Origin of the sequence: Comamonas odontotermitis (assembly GCF_014207855.1) — a bacterium.
Taxonomy (GTDB): Bacteria; Pseudomonadota; Gammaproteobacteria; order Burkholderiales; family Burkholderiaceae_C; genus Comamonas; species Comamonas odontotermitis_A.
On record NZ_JACHKZ010000007.1, the window covers coordinates 1 to 25,402 of the forward strand.

Below are 25,402 nucleotides of genomic sequence, written 5' to 3' on the forward strand. Positions count from 1 at the left end.
TCCAGTTTGTGGTGCGGTACTTGCGCCGACCCCAGTTCGTCTCACTCATCATCCGAGCCTACTACCGCTGCGGCCCGGATTTGTGCAACAAAGCCGTACTGCGCCATTGGGCGATATCGTGGATTCGAAAATTACCTTGTCCGCAGCACCCAAAATGCAGTATCTGGATGCAAGCAATCCAGGCTATGCGGCATTCAAGACAGCCAACGCATCGCGCACGCCTTTGGTATTGTTTGGTGCCAATGACGGCATGCTGCATGTCTTGAATGGCAGTGCCACTGGCGCAGATGCAGGTAAAGAGGTGTTCGCCTATATTCCCGGTCTGACCTTTTATGGGCCAGGCGGTACGAGCGCAGCTGATGCCAATATCAATGGCCTGGCGGCTATCGGTAATCCGAACTATGAGCACCGGTTTTATGTCGATGCAACCCCCCAGGTGTTCGATGTGGATTTTCAGAAGACGCAAGGCAGCACGTTGATTGCACCTACCTGGAAAACATTGGCAGTGGGTGGCCTTGGCAAAGGTGGAAAAGGCTTTTACGCGATTGATATCACCAACCCTGGAGATTTCACCACAGAGGCAAGCGCCGCCGGCAAGGTGCTGTGGGAAATCAGCAATACCACGCCGGGGTTTGAACACATGGGCTATAGCTATGGTGCGCCTGTGATGGTCAAGACCGCAAAGTACGGCTGGACGTTGATCTTGACCTCTGGCTACAACAATGACGACGGGAACGGCTATCTGTTTCTGGTGAATCCGGCAACTGGTGCGCTGCTGGACACTATCAGTACAGGTGCTGCGGCGCCTGGCATGGCCCAGGCTTCTGCGTTCATCGGTGCCTATACGGACGGAACAGCGGATACTGTTTATGCCGGTGATTTGAATGGCCAACTCTGGCGCTTTGATTTGACTGCTTCGGGCTCAAGCACGTATCCAGCGCCCCAACTGCTGTTTCAGACCGCTTCGCCAAGCGGTGGCGCTCAGCCCATCACGGTAGCTCCCATCCCAGAGGTTCACCCCAGGACACTGGAGCGCGTGGTGTTGTTCGGTACCGGAAAATTGCTCGATGGTTCGGATATGGCAATGTCGCAGGTTCAAAGCTTCTATGCAGTGACCGATGGCGATGGTAAAAAATTCAATACCACTGTGACCTCGACCTTGCATCGCAGCGATCTGGTTGAACGCACCTCGCTGACCTCTCCTGTTGCAACCATGCCGACCACCGCGCGGGGCTGGTTCTACAACCTGGGAACCACCGACGGCACTGCCTGGCGTACTCTGCTGACTGCTGCTGCGGCCAATGGCATTGCGGTGTTTACATCCACCCTGACCAATGGTGGCGACGGCTGTAGCCCATCAGGCTCAGGCAGGGCATATGGGGTGGACTTTTCAAATGGCAGCTCGGTACTGCAAGATCCTAACAATCCCAATAACGTGGTGGAGAGTTTGAGCCTCAGCGCCATTCCAACGGACAATACGGTCATCAGCAAAGATGGCGAGACCACCGGGCTGGCCGGAGACGCTGCAGGCAATGTGGTTCAACTCAAGCTCAAGTCCGCTACTGTCAGTGCGGTAAAACTGATCAACTGGCGTGAGGTGAGTCCGGTAGATTGACGGTAAGCAATTTGCTCCATGAAACGAAAGGCCAAGCGCATTGCCGCTTGGCCTTTGTCATGAGCGCGGGGATTCGTGTCAGGGGGCCTCTGGAAAACTCCCCGCCATGGTCTCAAGGCGATCTGGCGCGATCTACGGCGTTGTCTTCTTCGTCAATAGCTATGGCTATTGCAGAGGCCTTGTGGCGCATCCCGCCGCTCGTCCATCCCACTGGTGAGGCTTTCGCAGATGCACCCTAGAAAGACAGACGAATCGAGAACGCTACCCCAAGATAGAAACCAATTTCGCTCACCTGCTCGATGGCTCCCAGCCCGTCGCCTGTAAAGCCTTGCAGGCGGCGGTAAAACCATTGGCGCATCCATAGTGCCGCCGCAGCGCTCAAGGCCAAAGCGCACACCAGGGCGGGCAGGCCTTGCCACCAGGCAACCAGCACGGTTGCAGGCAGAGCCCACAGCATGCAGCTCACCAGGCCCTTGCGGGTGATGAATTCGGCCAGCGGCTTGCTTTTGGATTTGGCGGTGTCGCCGACATGCGGCAGGCTGCGAACCACGAACATGGGCCACAACCGTGCAATGACGTGGGCGCCGATGAGCGCGGCCAGTGCCAGGCCCAGGCTGTGGCTGGTCAGCAAGGCCAGCAGTGCCACTTTGCTCAGCACGGCCAGCAGCATGGCCATGGCGCCATAGGCCCCGATACGCGAGTCTTTCATGATGTCCAGGGCACGCTCGCGGTCGTGGCTGCCGCCAAGGCCATCCACCACATCGGTCAGACCATCTTCATGAAAGCAACCGGTCAACAGCACGGAGGCCAGGGTGCTGAAGATGGCGGACCCGAGGGGGGCATAGGTGTTGCCGGTGGGCAGCAGCCAGTCAAATGCTGCCAAGGTGCCTGCAGCAACGAGGCCCACGATCCAGCCTACCCCAGGAAAGTGCCCCGCACTGGCGCGCAGCATCTCGGGGCTGTAGCCCACCCAGTCCGCCAGGCGGCCCGTGATGGGGATACGGGTGAAGAACTGTACGGCCAGCAAAAAGTGGCGAAGGGCTTGCATGGTGCTGCTATGCAAAAAATAGCATCTAGTGGTCTATGGCTGTACGCTGGAGGTCTATTTTTATGACGAAGCCCTCAGGAACAGCTGGTAGGCCGGGTTGTTCGTCTCTTCCACCCAGGGGTAGCCCAGGTTGTTCAAGAACTTCTCGAATGCTTTGGAGTCACCCTTCGGCACCTGCATACCCACCAGAATGCGGCCATAGTCTGCACCCTGGTTGCGATAGTGGAACAGGGAGATATTCCAGTTGGGTGCCATCAGACTCAGAAACTTGAACAACGCGCCAGGCCGCTCAGGAAAGATGAAGCGCAGCAGGCGCTCGTCCTTGGCGAGCGCCGAATGCCCTCCCACCATATGGCGCACATGCTCCTTGGCCAGCTCGTCAAAAGTCAGATCCAGCGCTTCGAAGCCATTTTTCTGAAAATTACGGGTGATCTTTTCCGATTCTCCCTTGCTGTTGGTCGATATGCCGACGAACACATGGGCGCGGCGATCATCGCTGATTCGGTAGTTGAATTCGGTGACGCTGCGCGCGCCGCCGGGCAGGTTACCCACCACTTCGCAGAAATGCTTGAAGCTGCCGCGCTCCTCGGGAATGGTGACGGCCAGCAGCGCCTCCTTTTCCTCGCCCACATCGGCGCGCTCGGCCACGAAGCGCAGGCGGTCAAAATTCATGTTGGCGCCGCTCAGGATCGCGGCATAGGTTTCGCCCTTGGTCTTGTGCTTGGCCACATACTGTTTGATGGCCGCTACCGCCATGGCGCCAGAAGGCTCCACCACCGAGCGGGTGTCGGCAAAAATGTCCTTGATGGCGGCACAGACAGCGTCGGTGTCCACGGTGATGTATTCGTCAACCAGGCTTGAGGCAACGCGGAACGTCTCTTCGCCCACCAGCTTGACAGCAGTGCCGTCGGCGAACAGGCCCACATCGGACAGCGCGATACGCTTGCCTTCACGGGCTGACTGCACCATGGCGTCGGAATCGTTCATCTGCACGCCGATGACCCGGATCTCGGGGCGCACGGCCTTGATGTAATTGGCAACGCCGGCAATGAGACCGCCTCCGCCAATCGGAACAAACACGGCATTGAGCTGTGAAGAGCCAATTTTTTGCACCTGGCGCATGATCTCCATCGCAATCGTGCCTTGCCCGGCGATGACATCGGGGTCGTCAAACGGGTGAACGAACGTCAGACCCTGCTCTTTTTGCAGCTTGAGGGCGTGTTCATAGGCGTCGGAAAAGCTCTCGCCCGCCAGTACGGCCTCGCCGCCCATGCTCTTGACGGCATCCACCTTGATCTGAGGAGTGGTTGCAGGCATCACGATCACTGCGCGTACGCCCAGGCGACTGGCAGACAGCGCAACGCCCTGGGCATGGTTGCCTGCCGATGCGCAGATCACTCCGGCCTTGAGCTGCTCGGCAGAGAGCTGAGCCATCTTGTTATAGGCACCGCGCAGCTTGAAGCTGAACACTGGCTGTTGGTCTTCTCGCTTCAAGAGCACCTTGTTGTGCAATCGGCGGCTCAGGTTCTTGGCGGGGTCGAGATCGGATTCCACTGCGACGTCATAGACGCGCGCGGTCAGGATTTTCTTCAGGTAATCGGCCGGTGTCAGCGCGGCAGCAGTCTTGGTGGGCATAGGAAATGCACGCTTGGGAAAATGGGCAACAGGGTAGACAGGCACACAGATTGGATGGGCGCAGACAAATGGCGCCTGCCGATGCGCCGGTCTGAGGCATTGCTTGTGGCTGCCTGAAGAGTGCCGGCGGGCGTCGGTGAACCAATAGGGATCGCTGCACTATAACCGCTGGCGCGTTGCACCGCGGTATGACTGCGGATTTGCTGCCGCTCGCGTTGTTCGGTTGCCCTGCGGCGGAACAGTAGCTGGTTGCGACGAGTTGGCTGTGCAAAGCACCCAAGCCCTCGGAATAAAAAAAGCCCCTGATGTGAATCAGGGGCTTGAAACCACCATTGAGAGGTGGAGGAGACAACCAGCGTGCTACATTCGTCAGCCCTTGCAGGCGAGAGCTGCGAAGAGCAAATGAGCCAAGTATAGCGATGATTCTGCTGCAATGCAGCAAAAATCTGTGCGGCGCTCATGTTTTTTCACAATCATGGCTATAGCCATCTACGGATGGCGCGGCCAACGCTACTTCTGCCAAACTGGCAGGTATTGAATTTTGGAGAGATGCAATGGAATGCACGGTGACCTGGACAGGCGCAAGCGGTGCGCGATCGGGAATGGGTTTTGTCGCTGAAACCGGTAGCGGCCATGTGGTGGCGATGGATGGCGCGCCAGATCCAAGCAATCCTGCCAATGGCGGCCAAAATCTGGCGGCGCGGCCCATGGAACTGTTGCTTGCTGGCACTGGCGGTTGCACTGCCTACGATGTGGTCCTTATTTTGAAGCGGGGCCGACACGATGTGAAAAACTGCACCGTGGCTCTCAAGGCAGAGCGCGCAGACACCGAGCCCAAGGTGTTTACCAAGATCCACATGCAATTCACTGTGACGGGCAAGGGAATCCCCCCGGCCGCTGTCGAGCGCGCCATTGCGATGAGCCACGAAAAATACTGCTCGGCCAGTATCATGCTCGGCAAGACAGCCCAGATCACCACCGGCTTTGATCTGGTGGAAGCCTGATCAGACTGGGAAAAGGCCTCCGGCGCTTGACTGGAAAGCGCAGACTGCTATCAAAAATTACAGAGTTGCCGGGTGTGCCGCCTGGCAACTCCATTTCATTCTCGGTCCAGCCTGCCTATTGATCAGAGCATCGCTACAGGAGCACCCCTCCATGCCACTGGCAACGCCGCGTTGGATACATAGACACTACTAAATATAGTGCGCGGTGGTTGTCATCACCTTGGCGGCTACACGCATCAGGGCCTTGGCGGGTGGGGGCACAGGTATCGCTCCAGCATCCACGGCCGCCGCCGCGTGGCGCTCTTCGTCATCTTTCATCTGTGCCACCACGGCCAGCGATGCAGCATCCTGGGGCGGAAGGCGATCCAGGTGAGACTGTAAGTGAGCGGACACCTGGTTTTCGGTCTCTTCCACAAAACCGAGGCTGGCGCGGTCACTCACTTTGGCAGCGACGGTTCCAATCAGAAAGGCTCCTGCGAACCACAACGGATTCAGCAGGCTGGGGCGCTCCCCCAGGGCCTGCAGGCGTTGGTGGGTCCAGGCCAAGTGGTCCATTTCTTCTTGCGCAGCCTCCAGCAGGTGTTCACGCAGGCGCTCGTCCTTGGTCACCATGGCCTGGGCGGTATAGAGAGCCTGCGCGCAGACCTCCCCCACATGATTGACACGCATATAGGCGCCAGAGAGTTTTTTCTCTGCGGCACTCAGATCAGCTTCCTCTATGCCGGCGGCGGGGGAGGGCTGATTGGCGCGAGGTGTGGCAAACAGGGTACGGAGCGCTGTATCGGCGGCGCAAAGAAGTCGGTCTTGCTGCATAAGTGCCAATGGTACCCACTACAATGGAGGTGCTGCAAACGGTAGACATATTGCACACGCAAGGTCTTGTTTTGCGGCAAATTTTTTTGAGAAAAGCAACGGCTGCTGACATTCGTTAAACGTTGCACACAAGCAACGATTTACACGGATTCGTCGACCAAGTGGGGGAATTTGTTTGCGCAACCGACTGTGGTCTGTTGAAATAGAGATAACTTCCACACTAGGAGGTTGGCGCGGGAGCAGGTAGAAGTTGTGCAGATCCGTGAGGCTGACATCAACCCCCCCGTACCAGCGCCGTCTGTTAAACCTTGGAGTAACTCGCAATGAAAAAATCTCTTGTTGCCTTGGCAGTGCTGGCCGCTTCCGGCGCCGCAATGGCTCAATCTTCCGTGACCCTGTTCGGTATCGTTGACGCTGGCGTGACCTACGCTAAGACCAGCGGTGGCGACTCCGTGTACGGTCTGACCAACTCTGGTAACGCTACCAGCCGTCTGGGCTTCCGCGGCGTGGAAGACCTGGGTGGTGGTCTGAAGGCTGGTTTCTGGCTGGAAGGCGCTATTCAGAATGATTCCGGCACTGGTGCTGGCGGCGGCGCTGCAGGTCCTGGCTTCGAATTCAAGCGTCGTTCGACCGTGTCCCTGATGGGCAACTTCGGTGAAGTGCGTCTGGGTCGTGAACTGACCGCTGCTTACAACACCGTGAGCGCATACGACGTGTTCGGTCAAGTTGGTATCGGCCAACACTTCGGCTTCGGCGTGAACGGTTCGCCTTTCCGCGTGTCGAACATGGTTTCGTACTACACCCCTGGCATGTCTGGCTTCAAGGCTGGCATCAACTACGGTTTCGGTGAAACCGCTGGCGACAGCTCGTTCGGCCGTTACATCGGTGGTTCCGTTGGCTATGACAACGGTCCTCTGAGCGTTGGCCTGGGTCTGGAACAACAAAACGACCCATCTGCTGCTTTCGACAAGGAACAATCCCTGGGTCTGGGCGCTTCGTACAACTTCGGCGTTGTGAAGCTGGCTGGTCTGGTTCGTCAACAACGTAACACCCCAGTTGGTGGTGGCGACAAGTGGAAGATGAACTCCGCTTCCCTGGGCGTGACCGCTCCTGTGGGCGCTGCTGGCGAAGTTCGTGCTGCTTACAACTACTACGACGTGAAGTCGGTGGACGGCAAGGCTCACCAACTGTCGCTGGGCTATGTGCACAACCTGTCCAAGCGCACCGCTCTGTACGGCACCTACGCTTTCCTGAAGAACCAAAAGTCTGAAACCTTCAGCGTTAGCGCTAACGGCCTGGGTATCGCTACCCCAGCTGGCGGCAAGAACCAAAACGCTCTGACCGTTGGTATCCGTCACGCTTTCTAATTGAACGCTGGGTTTCCCAGCTTCAATCTGAAAAGTCAAAAGCCCGTCGAAAGACGGGCTTTTTTATTTGGCTCGCAACTGTGCTACCGGTTGGGGAACGTACGCACTCGGATGCGCGATTGGTTCCCATCTGCTTGGCTACGATGGCGGTCTGATTTTGTTGTCAATCTGTAGAAATTTGTCCTACAAATAGTCGACTTTTGTGCGGGTGTTCGCAGGATATTGAGGAATATCTGGGGCTTGGATTCGTCATGGCTTGCGATACCGAATGACAAAGGCTGCGATGTACTCTATTTGTGAGTAATTGCTATCGTATTTTTCCTGATGAAATAAGCTGTTTCGTTGAGTGTGCGGCTTTGTGCTGTCAGGTGGAGATGGCTTGTGCGGCGTTTAACAGAAAACTCACAGATTTGACGAATCTCAGCCTTGGGGGAAGCACCATGGGGCAGGCGAGTTCCTTGCGGCATAGTGGAACTCTTTTTTCTGCGAGACCTTATGAAACAGCCTTCTCTTGCTCTAGCTGCAATAGCGGTCGCCGCCGCCATGGCAACTGGTGTTGCCCAGGCCAAGTCTTTCAAATGGGCCAGCCAGGCCGATGTGGCCAGTTGGGATATCCACGCGCAAAACAATGGTCTGCACAACGCCATTCACCCTTACGTCTACGAAACTCTGGTTACCTATAACAGTAAAAACTTCCAGACCGAGCCACTGTTGGCCACTTCGTGGAAAGAGGTGAACCCCAAGCAGATGCGGTTCAACCTGCGCACGGGCGTGAAATTCCAGGATGGATCGGCTTTTACGGCCGATGATGCTGTGTTCTCCATCACCCGCGCGATGGCCAAGACGTCCAACTATGGCCCTTTTGTGCAGGGTATCGAGAAGGTCGTCAAGGTCGATGATTCGACCATTGACATCTACATGGTCGATCCCAATCCGGTTTTGCTGCGTCAATTGACCGAATTGCGGATGATGAGCAAGGCCTGGGCTGAAAAGAACAAGTCTGCTGAGCCGATGGATATCAAGAAGGCCGATGAGAACTTTGCGCATCGAAATGCCATGGGGACAGGCCCCTTCATCCTGGAGTCCTGGCAACCTGATGTGAAGATGGTGCTCAAGAAGAACCCCAACTGGTGGGGCAATATGCCGGGCAACGTAACGGCGATCACCTACACCCCGATCAAATCGGCAGCCACCCGCATGGCGGCGTTGCTTTCTGGTGAAGTGGACATGGTGCTGGATCCTACGCCACAGGATCTGAACCGCCTGCGCGCCAGCCCGGATCTGAAGATTCTCGAAGGCCTGGAAAACCGCACCATTTTCTTTGGCATGGACCAGTTCCGTGATGAGCTGCCGGGCTCCAGCGTCAAAGGCAAGAACCCGCTCAAGGACCAGAAAGTTCGCCAGGCGCTTTACCAGGCCATTGATATCAATGCCATCACCAAGACGATTCTGCGCGGGCTGGGCAAGCCTACCGGCACCTTGGTGGCCCCCCAGGTCAATGGTTGGACTGAAGCGGTCGGAAAGCGCTTGCCCTATGACCAGGAGGTTTCCAGGAAGCTGCTGGCCGAGGCAGGCTATCCGAATGGTTTCGAGGTGGATTTTGCCTGTCCCAACAACCGCTATATCAGCGACGAGGCGATCTGCCAGTCGGTGACGGCCATGTGGGCCAAGGTTGGCGTTAAAGCCAAGCTGCGTACCTTGCCGATGGCTACCTATTTCCCCATGATCCAGCGTAACGAAGCCAGCATCTACATGCTGGGCTGGGGCGTGCCGACGTTCGATTCGCTCTACAGCCTGCAATCGCTGGTACGCACCGTTGGCAAGGGAGGGGATGGCAATTACAACGTGGGCCGTTACAGCAACGAGCGGATGGACTATCTGGTGGACCGCGTGAAGACGGAAACCGACCAGCCGGTGCGCACGCGCATGTTGACCGAGGGCTTGCAGCTGTCGAACGACACGGTATCGCACCTGCCTCTGTATGACCAGGTGATTCCGTGGGCGATGAAGAAGAACATCGACATGGTGCACCGCGCGGACAACCGCGTGGACATCAAGCTGGTGACCATCAACTGATAGAGAGCTTTGGCTTTGCCCGGTATCCTTTGCGGTACCGGGCCATTAGAGCCCAAAGAGATAGCGGGTTAGGCAAACAGGACGGGCGCAAACCGTTGATTTGCCATTGAAGAGAGTCAGCTATGTTTGCATTCATATTGCGCCGATTGATACAGGCGGTGATCGTGATGGTTGCCGTGGCGTTCATTTCTTTCATGCTGTTCCAGTATGTGGGTGATCCGGTCACCTTCCTGCTGGGGCAGGACGCAACTCCCGATCAGATTGCCGAATTGCGCAAGGCTCTTGGCTTGGACCAGCCGTTTTTCGTGCAGTTCTGGCATTTTCTGGTCAATGCCGCCCAGGGGGAGTTTGGCATCAGCCTCCGCCAGGGTGCAAAGGTGTCATCGCTCATTGCGGAGCGCTTTCCGGCGACCTTTGAGCTCGCCATGGTCGCCGCCGTGCTGGCGTTGGTCATTGGTGTGCCCATGGGGGTGTACGCCGCGCTCAAGCGCGGCACGTTCATGAGCCAGATGTTCATGACGCTGTCTTTGCTGGGCGTCTCGCTGCCGACCTTCCTGATCGGTATTCTCCTGATCCTGATTTTTTCCGTGCATCTGGGCTGGTTTCCAAGCTTTGGCCGCGGCACGACCACACAGCTGGGCTTCTGGAGCACGGGCCTGCTCAGCGCCAAGGGTTGGCACCACATCGTTCTGCCGGCCATTACGCTGGCGATTTTCCAGCTCACCTTGATCATGCGCCTGGTGCGCGCCGAGATGCTGGAGGTGCTGCGCACCGATTACATTAAGTTTGCCAAGGCGCGCGGCCTGACCAATCGCACCATCTACTTTGGCCATGCGCTCAAGAACACGCTGGTGCCGGTCATGACCATTACCGGCCTGCAACTGGGTGGCCTGATTGCGTTTGCCATCATCACGGAGACCGTGTTCCAGTGGCCAGGCATGGGATTGCTGTTCATCCAGGCGGTGACGTTTGCCGATATTCCGGTGATGGCGGCGTACCTGTGCCTGATCGCGCTGATCTTCGTGGTCATCAATCTGATTGTTGATTTGCTGTATTTCGTGGTGGATCCGCGCCTGCGCGTCGAAAAATCGGGAGGACACTGACATGCAGCGTCTTCCATACAGTGCCAGTTCGCGTGCGTTTTCGCACCTCGCCCAGATCCACCCGGAGCTCACGGCCTTTCGCCGTGATCTGCACGCCAACCCCGAACTTGGCTTTGAAGAGAAATACACAGCAGCCCGCGTGGCAGAGGCGCTGCGCCTGTGCGGCGTTGACGAAATCCACCAAGGGATCGGCAAGACCGGCGTGGTGGGAGTCATCCACGGCAAGAAGCACACGAGCCGCCGCATGATCGGCCTGCGTGCCGATATGGACGCGTTGCCCATTGCCGAGCAAGGCAACTGCAGCTGGAAATCAGGCAAACAAGGCCTGATGCATGCCTGCGGCCATGACGGCCACACCGCCATGCTGGTGGGCGCGGCGCGCTATCTGGCTGAAACCCGCAACTTCGATGGAAGTGCTGTACTCATTTTTCAGCCAGGAGAAGAGGGCTACGCTGGTGCGCGCGAAATGATTCAGGATGGGCTGTTTGAGCAATTCCCGGTGGAATCGGTCTATGCCATGCACAACTGGCCAGCCATGCGCCAGGGCACGATTGGCATCAATCCCGGCGCAATGATGGCGGCGGCCGACCGCATCCAGATCAATGTGACTGGCAAAGGGGGCCATGGCGCGCACCCCTACCAGACCAACGATGTGGTGCTGGCTTCTGCGCACTTGATCACCGCCATCCAGTCCATCGTGTCGCGCAACGTGCGTGCCATTGATGCGGCGGTTGTCAGTATCTGCGCAGTGCAATCGGGCGACCTGGGGGCGTTCAGCGTTACGCCAGGCTCTGCCACCCTGGTGGGGACGGTTCGCACCTTCAATCCTGATGTGCAGGGCCTGGTAGAGCGCCGTCTGGGTGAGCTGTGCCAGGCCGTGGGTCTGGCTTTTGGCGTGACGGCGCAGCTCCAGTATGAACGTTCGTACCCCGCCACCATCAATACGCCTGACGAAGCCTTGTTTGCCGGCGATGTGGCTGCCGAACTGGTTGGAGAGGCACAGGTCGTGCGCAACATGGACCCCAGCATGGGCGCGGAGGATTTCTCCTTCATGCTGCAGCACAAACCTGGTGCATATCTGCGCCTGGGCCAGGCAGTTGGCGACGACATCATCCCATTGCATAACAACCGCTATGACTTCAATGACGACGTGCTGCCCCTTGGGGCCGCGCTGCATGCCGGCATTGTGGAACGCGGCATGCCGCTTGCTACGGTCTGACACTTGTCCAACGAGAGCCGGCCACGAGTCGGGATTCACAAGGGGTAGATGATGAAAGATGCAATGCACAAGACCTTGGCGACAAGACGGTTGCCTGCGACGTTGGTTACCAGCCGCTGTACCAGCAGCTCATGCACTGGGGAGTGAGCACGAACATGGAGCTGGAGATGACCGATGGCTTCATGCCTTTCAAGTGGATGGTGGTAAAGAAATAAACCGTGGTGGTGCGGTGCAGTCGGGCCATGGCAGGCGGCACCTCCAGAGACGAGAGAGACATTGATGACGATGAAAAACCGAATCAAACGCTGGCTGGATAGCGATGTGGGCTACAGCTTTCGCACATCGCCCACGGCGATCGTGGCAGCCATCATTGCTGCCATCTGCGTGTTCTGTGCGATTTTTGCCAATTGGGTGGCTCCGCACAATCCTTTTGACCTGACGACCCTGGAGCTTAGCGATGCCCGCATTCCACCGGTGTGGAGTGAGGACGGAAGCTGGAAGTACATCCTGGGCACCGACGACCAGGGGCGGGACATCCTCTCCGCATTGATGTATGGCGCGCGCATCTCGCTGATCGTGGGCCTCGCATCGGTGGCGCTGTCGGTTGTCGTCGGTGTGGCCCTGGGCCTGCTGGCTGGCTTCAAGGGGGGCTGGATCGACTCGGTGCTGATGCGCCTGTGCGATGTGATGCTGTCATTCCCTGCCATTCTGGTGGCCCTGCTGATTGCGGGTGTGGGCCGTGCACTGTTTCCCAATGCCAATGAGTCGCTGGCCTTCGGCGTGCTGATTATCTCGATCTCGCTCACGGGCTGGGTGCAGTATGCGCGCACGGTACGCGGCTCCACGATGGTGGAGCGCAACAAGGAATACGTGCAGGCTGCCAGGGTGACCGGCGTGGCGCCCCTGCGCATCATGATCAAACATGTGCTGCCCAACGTGCTGGGCCCTGTGATGGTGCTGGCCACGATCCAGGTGGCTACGGCCATCATCACCGAAGCGACGCTCTCGTTCCTGGGCGTGGGCGCGCCTCCTACATCGCCGTCGCTCGGCACCCTGATCCGTGTGGGCAATGATTACCTGTTCTCTGGCGAATGGTGGATCACCATCTTCCCGGGCCTGATGCTGGTGCTGATCGCTCTGTCGGTCAACCTGCTGGGCGACTGGCTGCGCGATGCGCTCAACCCGCGCCTGCGCTAATGGTGCAATCACAAGACGAAGAAGGACGAACCACGATGTCGTTGTTGGAAGTTAAAAATCTGGTGGTCGAGTTTCCCAATCGCCATGGTGTATTGCGGGCTCTGGACAATATTTCGTTCTCCATCGCTCCTGGAGAAATCCTGGGCGTGGTGGGCGAGTCGGGTGCAGGCAAGTCGCTCACGGGCGCCTCGATCATTGGCTTGCTGGAGCCGCCGGGCCATGTGGCTTCGGGCGAGATTGTGCTGGAGGGTGAGCGTATCGACCATCTGCCGCCCGAGAAGATGCGCCATATCCGTGGCCGCCGCATTGGCGCGATTTTTCAGGATCCGCTGACCTCGCTAAACCCGCTCTATACAGTGGGTCGCCAGTTGATCGAGACCATCCAGACCCACCTCAAGCTGTCGGACCGGGACGCGCGCGAGCGTGCGATCCAGCTGCTCAAGGACACCGGCATTCCCGCGGCGGAGGAGCGTGTGGATCACTACCCGCACCAGTTCTCCGGCGGCATGCGCCAGCGCGTGGTGATTGCGCTCGCGCTGGCCGCCGAGCCCAAGCTGATTGTGGCCGACGAGCCCACCACAGCGCTCGATGTATCGATCCAGGCGCAGATCATTACTTTGCTCAAGAACATCTGCCGCACGCGCGGTGCTGCCGTCATGCTCATCACCCACGACATGGGAGTGATTGCCGAGACCTGTGACCGCGTGGCCGTGATGTATGCGGGCCGCGTTGCAGAAATCGGCCCGGTGCATGAGGTCATCAACCATCCGGCGCATCCCTACACGCGGGGTCTGATGGCTTCGATCCCGGATATGGAGGCAGATCGTGAGCGACTGAACCAGATCGATGGCGCCATGCCGCGCCTCAACGCCATTCCCAAGGGCTGTGCATTCAACCCGCGCTGCACCAAGGTGTTTGACCGTTGCATGGAACAACGCCCCGACCTGATGGCGGCGGGTGCGACACAGGCTGCGTGCTGGTTGCATGCAGCCGACTATCGGTCGGGCGTGGCAGTGACTGAGGAAACGGTATGAGCGAGGTGGTGACGATGGAAAAAAACACTGCAACCGGTACGACGGCAGGCTCGGCCGGGCGTGGCCCCTTGGTGCAGGCACGTGATCTGGCAAAGACTTTTGATGTGTCGGCCCCTTGGCTCAATCGTGTGCTGGAGCGCAAGCCGCGCAGCCTGCTGCGTGCGGTGGACGGGGTGAGCTTCGATATCGAAAAAGGCAAGACGCTCGCCTTGGTGGGCGAATCGGGCTGCGGCAAAAGCACGGTGGCCCGCCTGCTGGTCGGCCTGTATGGCCCCACACGCGGCACCTTCACCTTTGACGGACAGGATGCGCACGCAGCGTTCAAGGACCCGAACGCGAGAGCCATGCGCCGGCGCGTGCAGATGATCTTTCAAGACCCGTATGCCAGTCTGAACCCCCGCTGGTCGGTCGAGCAGATCATCGGTGAGCCGCTCAAGGAACATGGCCTGATCACCAATACCGAGCAGCTCAAGGCCCGCGTGGCGGAGTTGCTGGTGCAGGTGGGTCTGGCCCCCATGGACATGCTCAAGTACCCCCACCAGTTCTCGGGCGGGCAGCGCCAGCGTATTTCGATTGCGCGTGCCCTGGCAACCGAGCCGGAGTTCCTGGTCTGCGACGAGCCGACCTCGGCACTGGACGTATCGGTGCAGGCGCAGGTGCTCAACATCATGAAGGACCTGCAGAAAAAGCGCAGCCTCACGTACCTGTTCATCTCGCACAACCTGGCGGTGGTGCGGCATGTGAGTGACCAGGTTGGCGTGATGTATCTGGGCCGTCTGGTGGAGCTGGCCGACAAGCAAACCCTGTTTGCCAAGCCGCGCCACCCCTACACGCGCATGCTGCTCGATGCCATCCCCAAGATGCACGATACCGGAAAGGCGCGTACTCCTGTGCAAGGCGAGGTGCCCAATCCGTTGAATCCTCCGACCGGCTGCGCCTTCAACCCACGTTGCCCTTTGGCCAATGACCGCTGCCGCAACGAGCGCCCCCAGCTGCTGGATGACGACGGGGTGAAGGTGGCGTGCCACGCGGTTGAAGAAAAGCGCATTCCCGTCATTGCTGCCTGAGCAGGCGCACTCCTGAAAAGCCGGCAGCTTGCATGCCGGTTTTTTTATGACCAGGCCTTGCCAAGGGTAAAGATGTTCCGCGCAATGGATGGCGAGGCGGCTTGAACTCCCTGCGCTTTGCGGGGTTCACACGCGCGTCATCAAACTGCCAAACCATGGAGTCCTTTCTTGAAACGGAGATGGGCATGGCAGCAGTGTGGGTGCGAGAGGGTAAGCGTCGGGCGATGTTTTGGGCGGCGTGCGGCGTGTCTGCTGCCGTGCTGGTAGCTTGCGGAGGCGGTGGCTCGGACGATGAGGCGAAGGGCGATGCACTGACCATTCTGCATGTCAACGATCACCATTCCACGCTGGCCAGCAAGACAGCCACCTTGCAGTTGCCAGTCGACGGCAAGACGACGGCAGTCACCGTCAACGCGGCGGGTTTTCCGCGCGTGACGGCGGCCATCGAAGCGCTGGCTGCCCAATCGGGCAACGTACTCAAGCTGCATGCAGGCGATGCGGTCACCGGCACCCTGTACTTCAACCGCGCGGGGGCGGATGGCGAGGCCGACATGGCCATGCTCAATACGGTGTGCTTTGATGCCTACACGCTGGGTAACCATGAATTCGACAAGGGCGATACCGGCCTCAAGGGCATTCTCGACCGCCTCAGGAGCGGAAGCTGCAACACCAGCGTGCTCAGCGCCAATGTGCAGTTCGGCGCCAATTCGGCATTGAATCCCAACCGCGCGCCCAACATGGTGCGCCCCTCCACCGTGATGGAGCGTGGCGGCAACAAGATCGGCATCGTGGGGCTGACGATTGCCCAGAAGACCAAGGCCTCCTCCAGCCCCGACAAGGACACCATGTTTGAAGACGAGGCCACGGCGGCGCAGCGCGAGATCGACAAGCTGCAGGCCCAGGGGGTCAAGCGCATCGTCCTGCTCAGCCACATCGGCTATGACAATGACCGGAACCTGGCCCGCAAGCTGCGTGGCGTGGATGTGATCGTGGGCGGTGATTCGCACACGCTGCTGGGGCCCGAGGCGATGAAGACCATGGGTGTGGGCTCTCCCGCGGGCGCCTACCCGACCAGTGCCACCGACAAGGACGGCAAACCCGTGTGCATCGTGCAGGCCTGGGAATACGCGCAGGTGGTGGGCGAGCTCAAGGTACGCTTCAACAAAGATGGCGAAGTGAGCGAGTGCAAGGGAACACCCCATGTGCTGATCGGCGACAAGTTCCAGATTGGTGGCAAGGATGTGACGGAGGCGCAGCGCAGTGCCATTGTGAACAGTGTCAATGCGGCGGGCTTTCTGCGGATGACGGTGCCGTCTGCCAAGGCCCAGGCTGTGTTGCAACCTTTCACCGACAAGGTCGCCAGCTTCAACACCACCAAGGTAGCCGTGGCCCCGCAGGAGCTGTGCTCGCGCCGGGTGCCCGGTGGTGAAGGCACCATGGACTACAGCCGCTCCAGCGCAGCATGCAATGCCGAAGGCGGTGTTAGCCTGCGTGGCGGAGATATCCAGCAACTGGTGGCCCAGGCGTATCTGGAAGTGGCCAACGCCCACTATGGCGGTGCCGATCTCTCACTGCAAAGTGGCGGCGGGGTGCGCATTCCCTTGAATGGGGAGGTTACCGCTGCCAACGCCATCCAGGTGCTGCCTTTTGGCAATATGCTGTACCGATTGAATGTGACCGGCGCAGAAGTGAAGAACATGCTGGAAGATGGGCTGGACGCGGTGTATGGCGCAGGCGGCACCACCGGCCCTTATCCATACACGGGTGGGCTGCGTTTTGATGTGAATGCCGCATCTGCCTTTGGCAGCCGTGTGTCGGGTATCGAGGTGCGCGATGCCTCGACCGGCCAGTGGGGGGCGCTGGATCAGGGCAAGACCTATCGGCTTTTTGTACTGAGCTTCAATGCCAATGGCGGTGATGGCTACAAGACATTGGCATCGGTGCCCGTGGAGCGTCGCCTGGACATCGGTGTGCTCGATGCCGACGTGTTCTTCAATTACATCGAGTCCCAGACCAAGGACGCCGTGACGGGCCTGCCGATGCTCAAGCGTCTGCCCACTGATCTGTACAGCACCAAATCGTTTTCCGGTGGCCGTTGAGTCGCAGGTAGCGCACAGCAAAATGGGCAGCCGATGCTGCCCATTTTCCTTGCGGCCAGACCTTGCGATGGGTCGCGCTGGCTGTAGCCAGGTGCTGGATCAGGTATAGCGCTTGGCACGCAGGTTGTCCTTCATCTGCTGCAGCACGGGTTGCAGTGGCTCACCAATGCGCAAGGCCACGCCGGTGGCAAGCACGTCGATGATCAGCAGGTGCAGCAGGCGTGAAACCATGGGGCTGTACCGGTCATAGCCCTCAGGGTGGTCTGCGGCGAGGTGAATGTCTGCGGCACGCGCCAGCGGCGAGCCACTGGCGGTAATGGCGATCGTGGTGGCGCCATTGCGCTTGGCAATGTCCGTGGCATCCATCAGATCGCGCGTGCGGCCCGAGTTGGAGATGACGATGGCGCAGTCTCCGGCGCCCAGCATGGTGGCGCTCATCACCTGCATATGGCCATCACTGGTGGCAAGGCTGGTCACGCCCAGGCGAAAGAACTTGTGCTGCCCGTCCTGCGCCACGATGCCGGAGTTGCCCACACCATAGAACTCGATGCGCTTGCCTGCCCGCCAGGTTGCGATGATGGCCGTGGCCGCAGCCTCCAGCGCTGTGGTGCTGGCGGCATTGCGGTAGGCCAGAAAGGCGGCTACCGAGTTGTCGACCACTTTCACCAGCACGTCGCTGGTCTTGTCGTCGGCATCCACACTGCGATGGATGAAAGGCACGCCTTCGCTCACGCTGCCCGCGAGCTTGAGCTTGAAGTCTGCCAGCCCGTCATAGCCCATGCTGCGGCAAAAGCGCACCACGGTGGGCTTGCTGACATGGGAGCGGTCGGCCAGCTCGCGCACCGGCAGCGATGCAAAGGCACGTGGGTCTGCCAGCACAAGGCGCGCCACACGTTGTTCGGCCGGGGCCAGCGAGGGCAGGGAGGCGGTTATGCGATCCAGCATCTTTAAAGCTCCTCCATCCAGCTGTGGCCATCACGTGCCACCAATGCGCTGGCAGCGCCTGGGCCCCAACTGCCCGCCGCGTAAGGCCGTGGTCCCTCGCCGTTGGCGTTGGCCTGCTGCCAGTTCTCCAGAATTGGCTCGACCCATTGCCAGGCGGCTTCCTGCTCGTCCGCGCGAACAAACAGGTTCAGGCGCCCGGCGATCACGTCGAGCAGCAGGCGCTCGTAGGCGCCGACTCGCTCGCTGCCAAAGCGCTGGTCAAAATCAAGGTCGAGTGCAGCGGGGGAGAGCGTTTGCACGCCGCCGGCATCGCCCTGGCTTTGTGCTGCCGCCATCAGATGCAGGGTCAGGCCATCTTTGGGCTGGAGATGGATGACCAGGCGGTTGGCCGCGCCCATGGGCGTGCGGTAGATGGCGTGGGGAACCTGGCGGAAATGCACCACGATGGAGGCCTCGCGGCCTGCCAGGCGCTTGCCGGTACGGATGAAGAACGGCACGCCTGCCCAGCGCCAGTTGCTGATCTCGGTGCGCAATGCCACAAAGGTTTCTGTTTGGCTTTGTGCGGCAACGCCCGCTTCCTGGCGGTAGCCGGGTACGGGCTGGCCCTTGATCTGGCCAGGCGCGTATTGGCCGCGCACCACGTCCCGGCTGAGCGTCTCGGGCGTCCAGCGCTTGAGTGATTGCAGTACCTTGAGCTTTTCGTTGCGTATTGCATCGGCGTCGGCGCTGATGGGCGGCTCCATGCCGATCGCGCACAGCAGTTGCAGCGCGTGGTTTTGCACCATGTCGCGCAATGCACCGGTGGTGTCGTAGAACTCGCCGCGCTTTTCCACGCCCAGTTGTTCGGCCATGGTGATCTCAATGCTGGCGATGTTCTCGCGCCGCCACAGTGGCTCGAAAATCGTGTTGCCAAAGCGCAATGCCAGCAGGTTCTGCACCGACGGCTTGCCCAGGTAGTGGTCGATACGAAAGATCTGTGCCTCGTCGAACACCTGCCGCACGGCAGCGTTGATGGCCATGTTCGATGGCAGATCGTGGCCCAGCGGCTTTTCCAGTACCACACGGGTATGCGGCGTGTTCAGGCCGCAGGCTCCCAATTGTTCGACGACGATGGAAAACAGTGAAGGCGCAGTGGCCAGATACATCACTACGGTATCGGCCTTGCGCTGCAGCAGCAGGTCGCGCAGCGCTGCGTAGTCGCCCGGGTGCGACAAGTCCATGCGCTGGTAATGCAGCAACTGTGCGAACTGCGCAAACTCACCGTTGTTGGGGCGCTTGTCGGCCTCCACCTCGGCCAGGCGCTGGGCAATCAGCGCTCGGTACTCGTCATCCGACATCTCGTTGCGGCCAACGCCAATGATGCGGCCACCTGCAGGCAAGCTGCCATGTCGAAAGGATTGAAACAGTGCGGGCAGCAGTTTCCGCCATGCCAGATCACCGGTGCCACCAAACAAAACCAGATCAAAGCTCATGAAACTTCCTGAACATTAAGGCAGTTATTAATGTAACTTAGTTTCATTGATCCGTGGAAGCCCTCAGGCGAATGAAGCGTTGCTTTTTGAAATATGTCAGTTTGATGACGATAATCGATGGCGACAATCGAGCAATTAATACATTTATCCGGCAAGGAGAAAACTATGCATCGTTGGTTGGTAGGTGGCGCGTTGGTGGCCGCAGCATGGGGAGCGCAGGCCCAGGGGCAGGTCAATGTGATCTGCTCGGTGCAGGCTGAATGGTGCAATACCATGGCCACGGTCTACACCAAGACGACAGGGGTCAAGGTCAACATTACGCAAAAGGGTTCGGGCGAGGCGCTGGCGCAGCTCAACGCCGAAAAGGCCAATCCCAAGACCGATCTGTGGTTTGGCGGCACGGGCGATACACATTTGCAGGCCGCCGAGATGGGGCTGACACTGGAATACAAATCGCCGCTGCTCAAGGAGCTGTACCCCTGGGCAGTTCGCCAGGCGGAGGATTCCAAGTTCCGTACGGTGGGCGTTTACCTGGGCCCCCTGGGCTTTGGTTTCAACAAAGAGCTGTTGGCCAAGAAGAAGGTGGCAGCGCCTGCCTCGTGGGCCGACCTGATCAAGCCCGAATACAAGGGCGAGGTGCAGATGGCCAACCCCGCCAGCAGCGGCACTGCCTATACGGTGATCGCCACCTTGGTGCAGATCATGGGCGAGGACAAGGCCTTTGATTACCTGCGCGCGCTCAACAAGAACATCTCCACCTACACCCGGGCGGGCACGGCTCCGGTCAAGGCTGTGGCGCGGGGTGAGACGATGGTGTCGATCAGCTTTGTGCACGATGTGACCACCGAGGCCGTACATGGTTTTCCAGTTGACGCCAACACGCCTGCCGAGGGAACGGGTGCGGAAATCGGGTCGATGAGCATCGTCAAACATGGCCCCAGCACCGCCAACGCCAAGGCGTTCTATGAATGGGCGCTGACGCCGGGCGGCCAGCAATTCGGCCTGGCGGCCAAGCAGTACCAGCTGCCCAGCAACAAGAACGTTCCCAAGGATCCGCGTGTCGTGGATCCCGCCAAGATGAAGCTGATCAACTACGACTACGCCAAGTACGGTGCCAGCGCCGAGCGCCGCCGCCTGATCTCGAAGTGGGAAAAAGAAGTTCAGGATTCCAAGTAAAAACAGGTCTTAGCGCCCGTCATCCGGGCGGAGAAAGCAATGAATGCAGTAGCAAAAATGCCGGTGCCATCACCGGCAATACGCCCTGCACACAAGGCCCAGGGTGCCAATCAGGCGCTCTGGGCCTGGGTGTTGATAGGGCTGGCAGCCTATGTGGTGCTGCCGTGGTATGCCATTCAGGACGCCAACGGGCTTGCCAAGGTCGCTGATGTGTTCAGCGACGAATCGGCGGGCAATGGTCTGATGCATGCCTTGCAATGGGGCAGGGGTTGGCTGTGGGGTGGCGTGGCCGGATTGGTGCTGGCAGCAGTGGCGGCCAGCATGCCTGCGGGCAAAAACCAGGGTGCGGTTCTGCTGCTGGGCGGTGCGCTGGGCTTGCTGGTCCTGCTTGGCAGCGGCTTTTCCATTGGCGCGCGTGGCTGGTCGTACGAATGGATGAACCAGGCCTGGGGCGAGCTGGATGTGCGCCAGTTCGGCTTTGGCTGGGGCGCGTTTGTGGTGCTCACCAGCCTGATGGTGTTGTTTTCCTTTGGCCTGGCGCGGCGCGGGTTCTTCAAGGGCGATCTGTTCGTGGCCGCAGCCGTGGTGGGCTGCGCAAGTCTGCTGGCGCTTTTCATCGTCTACCCGGTTACCAAGGCGCTCGCAGGAGCGTTCTTCACCGAAGACAACCAATTGCAGTGGACTGCCATCATTGGCCGCGTCTTCAATGAACGCAATTTCGGCCTGGCCTGCATCAGCGATGGCAAGCGCTGCGGCGTGGCCTGGAACACCTTGTTCATCGGCCTGATGACGGCTGCCAGCACCACCTTCCTGGGTACCTTGATGGCGCTGATGGCAGAACGCTCGGGCCGCAAAGGCAGCAAGGCGCTGAATGTGCTGGCGCTGCTGCCCATCATCACGCCGCCGTTTGTCGTGGGTCTGGGCCTGATCCTGCTGTTTGGCCGTGCAGGTATCGTCAATGCGGCGCTTGAATCCTGGTTCGGCGTTGAGCCCACGCGCTGGTTCTATGGCTGGTTTGGTGTGTGGGTGTCGCAGACCTTTGCGTTCACGCCGATTGCCTTCATGATCATGCGCAGCGTGGTGCAAGGCGTGGCGCCCAGCATGGAAGAGGCTGCGCAAACGCTGCGCGCCAGCCCGGTGCAGACTTTCTGGACGATCACCTTGCCGCTGCTTAAGCCGGGCCTTGCCAATGCGTTCCTCGTCGGCTTCATCGAAAGCATGGCTGATTTTGGCAACCCCATTGTGGTGGGCGGGCAGTTTGCGGTGCTGTCCACCGAAATCTTCTTCTCCATTGTCGGCGCGCAATACGACCAGGGGCGTGCCGCGTCGCTCGCCTGGATTTTGATGGTGTTTGCGCTGGGCGTTTTCATGCTGCAGCGCAAGGTGCTGGGCAGCAAGAGCTACACCACGGTATCGGGCAAGGGCGATGCGGGCATTCCCATGCCGCTGCCGACTGGCGTTCGCCGTGCGGTATACGGCATTGCGGTGCCCTGGATGCTGTTTACCCTGGTGGTGTATGTGTTCGCATTTGCCGGTGGCTTTGTGCAGACCTGGGGGCGCGATTACACGCCAACCCTGAACCATTTCCGTTCGGCCTTTGCGCTGGAATGGGGGCAGTTCGGCATTGTGTGGGCGGGCACGGCCTGGAACTCGTTCTTCACCACCATCAAGCTGGCCGCCATTTCGGCGCCAATGACCGCTACGGTTGGGCTGCTCATTGCGTGGCTCCTGGCGCGCACCGAGTTCAAGGGTCAGAGCGCGTTCGAGTTCTCGGCGCTGCTGGCCTTTGCCATCCCCGGCACGGTGCTGGGCGTGAGCTACATCCTGGCCTTCAATGTGCCGCCGTTTGAGCTGACGGGCACTTCGCTCATCATCATTCTGTGCTTCATGTTCCGCAACCTGCCCGTTGGCGTGCGCGCGGGGACTGCGGCGTTCAAGCAATTGGACAAATCGCTGGATGAAGCCTCGATGATGCTGCGCGCAGGCAGCGTGCAGACCTTGCGCCATGTGGTGCTGCCGTTGCTCAAACCCGCGCTGGTGACGGCGCTGGTCTACAGCTTTGTGCGGGCGATCACGACGGTGAGCGCGGTGATCTTTCTGGTCACCGCTGAGAACGAATTGGCAACCACCTACATCATCGGCCGCGTGGGCAATGGCGACTATGGCATTGCGTTGGCCTACTGCACGGTGCTGATCGTGCTGATGTCGTTGGTAACGGCGGCCATCCAGTGGCTGGTGGGAGAGCGTTCGCTGGGCCGCCGCAAGGCCAAGGCTGCAGCAGGAACGCAGGGAGTGCATTGATATGAGCGGTATTGTTTTTGAAAATATCTCCAAACGTTATGGCAGCAGCGCCGATGCGCCGCTGGCAGTGAAGGACATCAGCTTTGAAGTGCCCAGGGGGAGCCTGACCACCATCCTCGGCCCCTCGGGCTGCGGCAAGACCACGACATTGCGGATGATCGCCGGGCTCGAATCGCCCACCAGCGGTCACATCTTCATCGACGGCCAGGATGTGACCACGCTGGGCCCTGCACAGCGCAACGTCAGCATGATGTTCCAGAGCTACGCGCTCTTTCCGCACATGACGGTGCTGGAAAACGTGCAATACGGCCTGCGCATGTCTGGCGTTGCCAAGGATGAGGGCAGGCGCCGCGCGGTGGAAGCGCTGCGCAATGTGGGTCTGGACCGGTTCGATGACAGGCTGCCCAGCGAACTGTCGGGTGGCCAGCAGCAGCGCGTAGCCCTGGCACGGGCTTTGGTGCTGGAGCCGGCGGTGCTGCTGTTTGACGAGCCCCTGTCCAATCTGGATGCGCGCCTGCGCCGCGAAATGCGTGAGGAGATACGCGCGCTGCAGCAACGCCTGCAACTGACCGTGGCCTACGTGACGCATGACCAGAGCGAGGCGCTGGCGGTCAGTGACCAGATCATTGTGATGGATGTGGGCCGCATCGCGCAGCGCGGCACGCCGCAGGATCTGTACGAGGCACCGCAGTCCGAGTTTGTAGCCGGGTTCATGGGCGAAGCCATGCTGTTTCCAGGCGTGGCCCAGGCTGATGGCCGCGTGCATCTGGGGCCTCTGGCGCTCGCGCCGCGCCAGCCGGTGGTGCCTGGCGATGTAAAGGTGGCCGTGCGGCCCGAGGCATGGCAGATTGAAGCGGCGGGCACAGGCATCGCCGCTACCTTGGCCAAACGCGCTTATCTCGGAAGCGGCTACGAATACACTTTCGATACGGCGCTGGGGGCGATTTTTGTCGTCTCACCCGATCTGGGGCGGGTGCTGCCGATCGGGGCGCAAGTTGGGTTAAGCTTGGGACAGCACGGCGTTTCTGTCGTACAAACGAAGTGAGCGATGCATGCATTCCTCTGGCCCGCAGCGGAAGTAGTGCAGAAACCATAGCTGATGGCGCGCGTCTTGATTGAATTTTTTTGATAAAAATCATTGAAATCCAATATGGATGGGCGCTGACAGCTCTCTTTTTTAGCAAGCGACCATGAACCAACTCGATGCACTGAAAGCGCTGACCACGGTGGTGGCAGATACCGGCGATTTTCACCAACTGGCGCAATTCCAGCCGCAGGACGCCACCACGAACCCTTCGCTGATCTTGAAGGCGGTGCAAAAGCCCGAATATGCGCCGCTTCTGACGGAAACAGTGCAGAAGTTCCGCGGCAAGCCAATCGATGAAATCATGGATCGGCTGCTGGTGCGCTTTGGCACCGAGATCCTGTCCATCATTCCTGGCCGGGTGTCGACTGAAGTCGATGCGCGTCTCTCGTTCGATACCGAGGCCACTGTGGCGCGTGCCCAGCGCATCATCGCGCTGTACCAAGCCGAAGGCGTGCATATCGACCGGGTGCTGATCAAGGTCGCATCGACCTGGGAAGGTATCCAGGCCGCCAAGCGCCTGGAGGAGCAGGGCATCCACACCAACCTGACCTTGCTGTTCGCGCAATGCCAGGCCATTGCCTGTGGTCAGGCCAAGGTGCAGTTGATCTCGCCTTTTGTCGGGCGCATCTATGACTGGTACAAAAAGCAGGCGGGCAGCAACTGGGACGAGGCGGCCATGGCTGGCCCCAACGATCCGGGTGTGCAATCGGTGCGGGCCATCTTCAATTACTACAAGCACTTTGGCATTGCCACTGAGGTGATGGGGGCGAGCTTTCGCAATATCGGCCAGGTGATTGCGCTGGCGGGCTGCGACCTGCTGACCATATCGCCCGACCTGCTGGCGCAGTTGGCTGCTGCCAATGCGCCAGTGGCGCAGGCGCTGTCGGCCGATGCTGCCAAGCGCATGCAGCTGGAGCCGGTGCAGTACGACGAAGCGGGTTTTCGCTTTGCCTTGAATGAAGACGCGATGGCGACCGAGAAGTTGGCCGAGGGTATTCGCGCCTTTGTTGCCGATGCCATCAAGCTCGATAAGCTGCTGCAAGCGGCCTGATAGAGAACTGCATTTGGCAAGTGTTGCTGTCTGCGGTTGGCTTCTCGGCACCTGACCGCAAGGGCTGCAGCTTGCCAGGTCGTTTCAGTGATT

At 59.7% G+C, this 25,402-nt stretch carries 20 protein-coding genes; 14 read left to right on the plus strand and 6 right to left on the minus strand.

The genetic code is table 11. The features are described 5' to 3' along the window. A partial coding sequence (locus HNP33_RS07290) for a pilus assembly protein (protein WP_267906708.1) occupies positions 1 to 1,615 on the plus strand: 1,615 nt, incomplete at its 5' end. Positions 1,616 to 1,850: 235 nt separating this feature from the next. On the opposite strand, the gene HNP33_RS07295 is transcribed toward HNP33_RS07290, so the two are convergent. Together HNP33_RS07295 and ilvA are read right to left on the minus strand one after the other, a co-directional pair. Then, complete coding sequence (locus HNP33_RS07295; RefSeq protein WP_184706842.1) at positions 1,851 to 2,663, minus strand: adenosylcobinamide-GDP ribazoletransferase; 813 nt, start codon at positions 2,661 to 2,663, stop codon at positions 1,851 to 1,853. Positions 2,664 to 2,723: 60 nt separating this feature from the next. Beyond that, positions 2,724 to 4,298 carry a threonine ammonia-lyase, biosynthetic gene (gene ilvA / locus HNP33_RS07300; RefSeq protein ID WP_184706844.1) on the minus strand — a complete coding sequence of 525 codons (1,575 nt, stop codon included), beginning with the start codon at positions 4,296 to 4,298 and terminating at the stop codon, positions 2,724 to 2,726. Between the two features lie 554 nt (positions 4,299 to 4,852). Here ilvA and HNP33_RS07305 point away from each other — a divergent pair. Beyond that, the gene (locus HNP33_RS07305) at positions 4,853 to 5,302 is read left to right on the plus strand and encodes an OsmC family protein (protein WP_184706846.1); all 450 of its coding nucleotides are present in this window, start codon (positions 4,853 to 4,855) and stop codon (positions 5,300 to 5,302) included. 189 nt (positions 5,303 to 5,491) lie between these two features. Here the strand turns inward: HNP33_RS07305 and coq7 are convergent, their stop codons facing one another. After that, complete coding sequence (gene coq7, locus HNP33_RS07310) at positions 5,492 to 6,115, minus strand: 2-polyprenyl-3-methyl-6-methoxy-1,4-benzoquinone monooxygenase (protein WP_184706848.1); 624 nt, start codon at positions 6,113 to 6,115, stop codon at positions 5,492 to 5,494. Between the two features lie 323 nt (positions 6,116 to 6,438). Between coq7 and HNP33_RS07315 the strand changes: the two genes are divergently transcribed. The 4 genes from HNP33_RS07315 (at position 6,439) to HNP33_RS07330 (ending at position 11,880) form a co-directional block, all read left to right on the plus strand. After that, positions 6,439 to 7,482 (plus strand): porin, encoded by a 1,044-nt coding sequence (locus HNP33_RS07315; protein ID WP_184706850.1) that lies wholly within the window; start codon positions 6,439 to 6,441, stop codon positions 7,480 to 7,482. A 543-nt stretch (positions 7,483 to 8,025) separates the two neighbouring features. Next, complete coding sequence (locus tag HNP33_RS07320) at positions 8,026 to 9,558, plus strand: ABC transporter substrate-binding protein (RefSeq protein ID WP_233464435.1); 1,533 nt, start codon at positions 8,026 to 8,028, stop codon at positions 9,556 to 9,558. Between the two features lie 122 nt (positions 9,559 to 9,680). Further along, positions 9,681 to 10,661, plus strand: coding sequence for an ABC transporter permease (locus tag HNP33_RS07325; protein WP_184706854.1), 981 nt, complete (start codon positions 9,681 to 9,683; stop codon positions 10,659 to 10,661). 1 nt (position 10,662) lies between these two features. Beyond that, positions 10,663 to 11,880 (plus strand): M20 aminoacylase family protein, encoded by a 1,218-nt coding sequence (locus tag HNP33_RS07330; protein WP_184706855.1) that lies wholly within the window; start codon positions 10,663 to 10,665, stop codon positions 11,878 to 11,880. 106 nt (positions 11,881 to 11,986) lie between these two features. Here HNP33_RS07330 and HNP33_RS07335 read toward each other — a convergent pair whose 3' ends face one another. Continuing rightward, complete coding sequence (locus HNP33_RS07335; protein ID WP_184706857.1) at positions 11,987 to 12,157, minus strand: hypothetical protein; 171 nt, start codon at positions 12,155 to 12,157, stop codon at positions 11,987 to 11,989. Between the two features lie 8 nt (positions 12,158 to 12,165). Here HNP33_RS07335 and HNP33_RS07340 point away from each other — a divergent pair, with 8 nt between their 5' ends. The 4 genes from HNP33_RS07340 to HNP33_RS07355 all read left to right on the plus strand — a co-directional run bounded on the left by HNP33_RS07340 (position 12,166) and on the right by HNP33_RS07355 (position 17,277). Beyond that, positions 12,166 to 13,077 carry an ABC transporter permease gene (locus tag HNP33_RS07340; RefSeq protein ID WP_184707152.1) on the plus strand — a complete coding sequence of 304 codons (912 nt, stop codon included), beginning with the start codon at positions 12,166 to 12,168 and terminating at the stop codon, positions 13,075 to 13,077. A 35-nt stretch (positions 13,078 to 13,112) separates the two neighbouring features. Then, positions 13,113 to 14,111 (plus strand): ABC transporter ATP-binding protein, encoded by a 999-nt coding sequence (locus tag HNP33_RS07345; RefSeq protein WP_184706860.1) that lies wholly within the window; start codon positions 13,113 to 13,115, stop codon positions 14,109 to 14,111. 14 nt (positions 14,112 to 14,125) lie between these two features. After that, positions 14,126 to 15,178 carry an ABC transporter ATP-binding protein gene (locus tag HNP33_RS07350; protein ID WP_233464436.1) on the plus strand — a complete coding sequence of 351 codons (1,053 nt, stop codon included), beginning with the start codon at positions 14,126 to 14,128 and terminating at the stop codon, positions 15,176 to 15,178. Positions 15,179 to 15,402: 224 nt separating this feature from the next. Next, the gene (locus HNP33_RS07355) at positions 15,403 to 17,277 is read left to right on the plus strand and encodes a bifunctional metallophosphatase/5'-nucleotidase (RefSeq protein ID WP_418903828.1); all 1,875 of its coding nucleotides are present in this window, start codon (positions 15,403 to 15,405) and stop codon (positions 17,275 to 17,277) included. A gap of 99 nt (positions 17,278 to 17,376) precedes the next feature. Here the strand turns inward: HNP33_RS07355 and HNP33_RS07360 are convergent, their stop codons facing one another. Together HNP33_RS07360 and zwf are read right to left on the minus strand one after the other, a co-directional pair. After that, positions 17,377 to 18,222 (minus strand): MurR/RpiR family transcriptional regulator, encoded by an 846-nt coding sequence (locus HNP33_RS07360; RefSeq protein WP_184706865.1) that lies wholly within the window; start codon positions 18,220 to 18,222, stop codon positions 17,377 to 17,379. Between the two features lie 2 nt (positions 18,223 to 18,224). After that, positions 18,225 to 19,694, minus strand: a complete 1,470-nt coding sequence (gene zwf / locus HNP33_RS07365) for a glucose-6-phosphate dehydrogenase (protein ID WP_184706867.1) — start codon at positions 19,692 to 19,694, stop codon at positions 18,225 to 18,227. Between the two features lie 165 nt (positions 19,695 to 19,859). On the opposite strand from zwf, the gene HNP33_RS07370 reads away from it, so the two are divergent. From HNP33_RS07370 to tal, 4 genes are all read left to right on the plus strand, one after another. Beyond that, a complete protein-coding gene (locus HNP33_RS07370) occupies positions 19,860 to 20,870 on the plus strand; it encodes an ABC transporter substrate-binding protein (RefSeq protein ID WP_184706869.1) in 1,011 nt (336 codons plus the stop codon). 57 nt (positions 20,871 to 20,927) lie between these two features. Beyond that, positions 20,928 to 23,171, plus strand: coding sequence for an ABC transporter permease (locus tag HNP33_RS07375; RefSeq protein WP_184707157.1), 2,244 nt, complete (start codon positions 20,928 to 20,930; stop codon positions 23,169 to 23,171). A gap of 1 nt (position 23,172) precedes the next feature. After that, the gene (locus tag HNP33_RS07380) at positions 23,173 to 24,216 is read left to right on the plus strand and encodes an ABC transporter ATP-binding protein (protein WP_184706871.1); all 1,044 of its coding nucleotides are present in this window, start codon (positions 23,173 to 23,175) and stop codon (positions 24,214 to 24,216) included. A 145-nt stretch (positions 24,217 to 24,361) separates the two neighbouring features. After that, complete coding sequence (tal, locus tag HNP33_RS07385) at positions 24,362 to 25,309, plus strand: transaldolase (RefSeq protein ID WP_184706874.1); 948 nt, start codon at positions 24,362 to 24,364, stop codon at positions 25,307 to 25,309. Positions 25,310 to 25,402 lie beyond the last annotated feature (93 nt).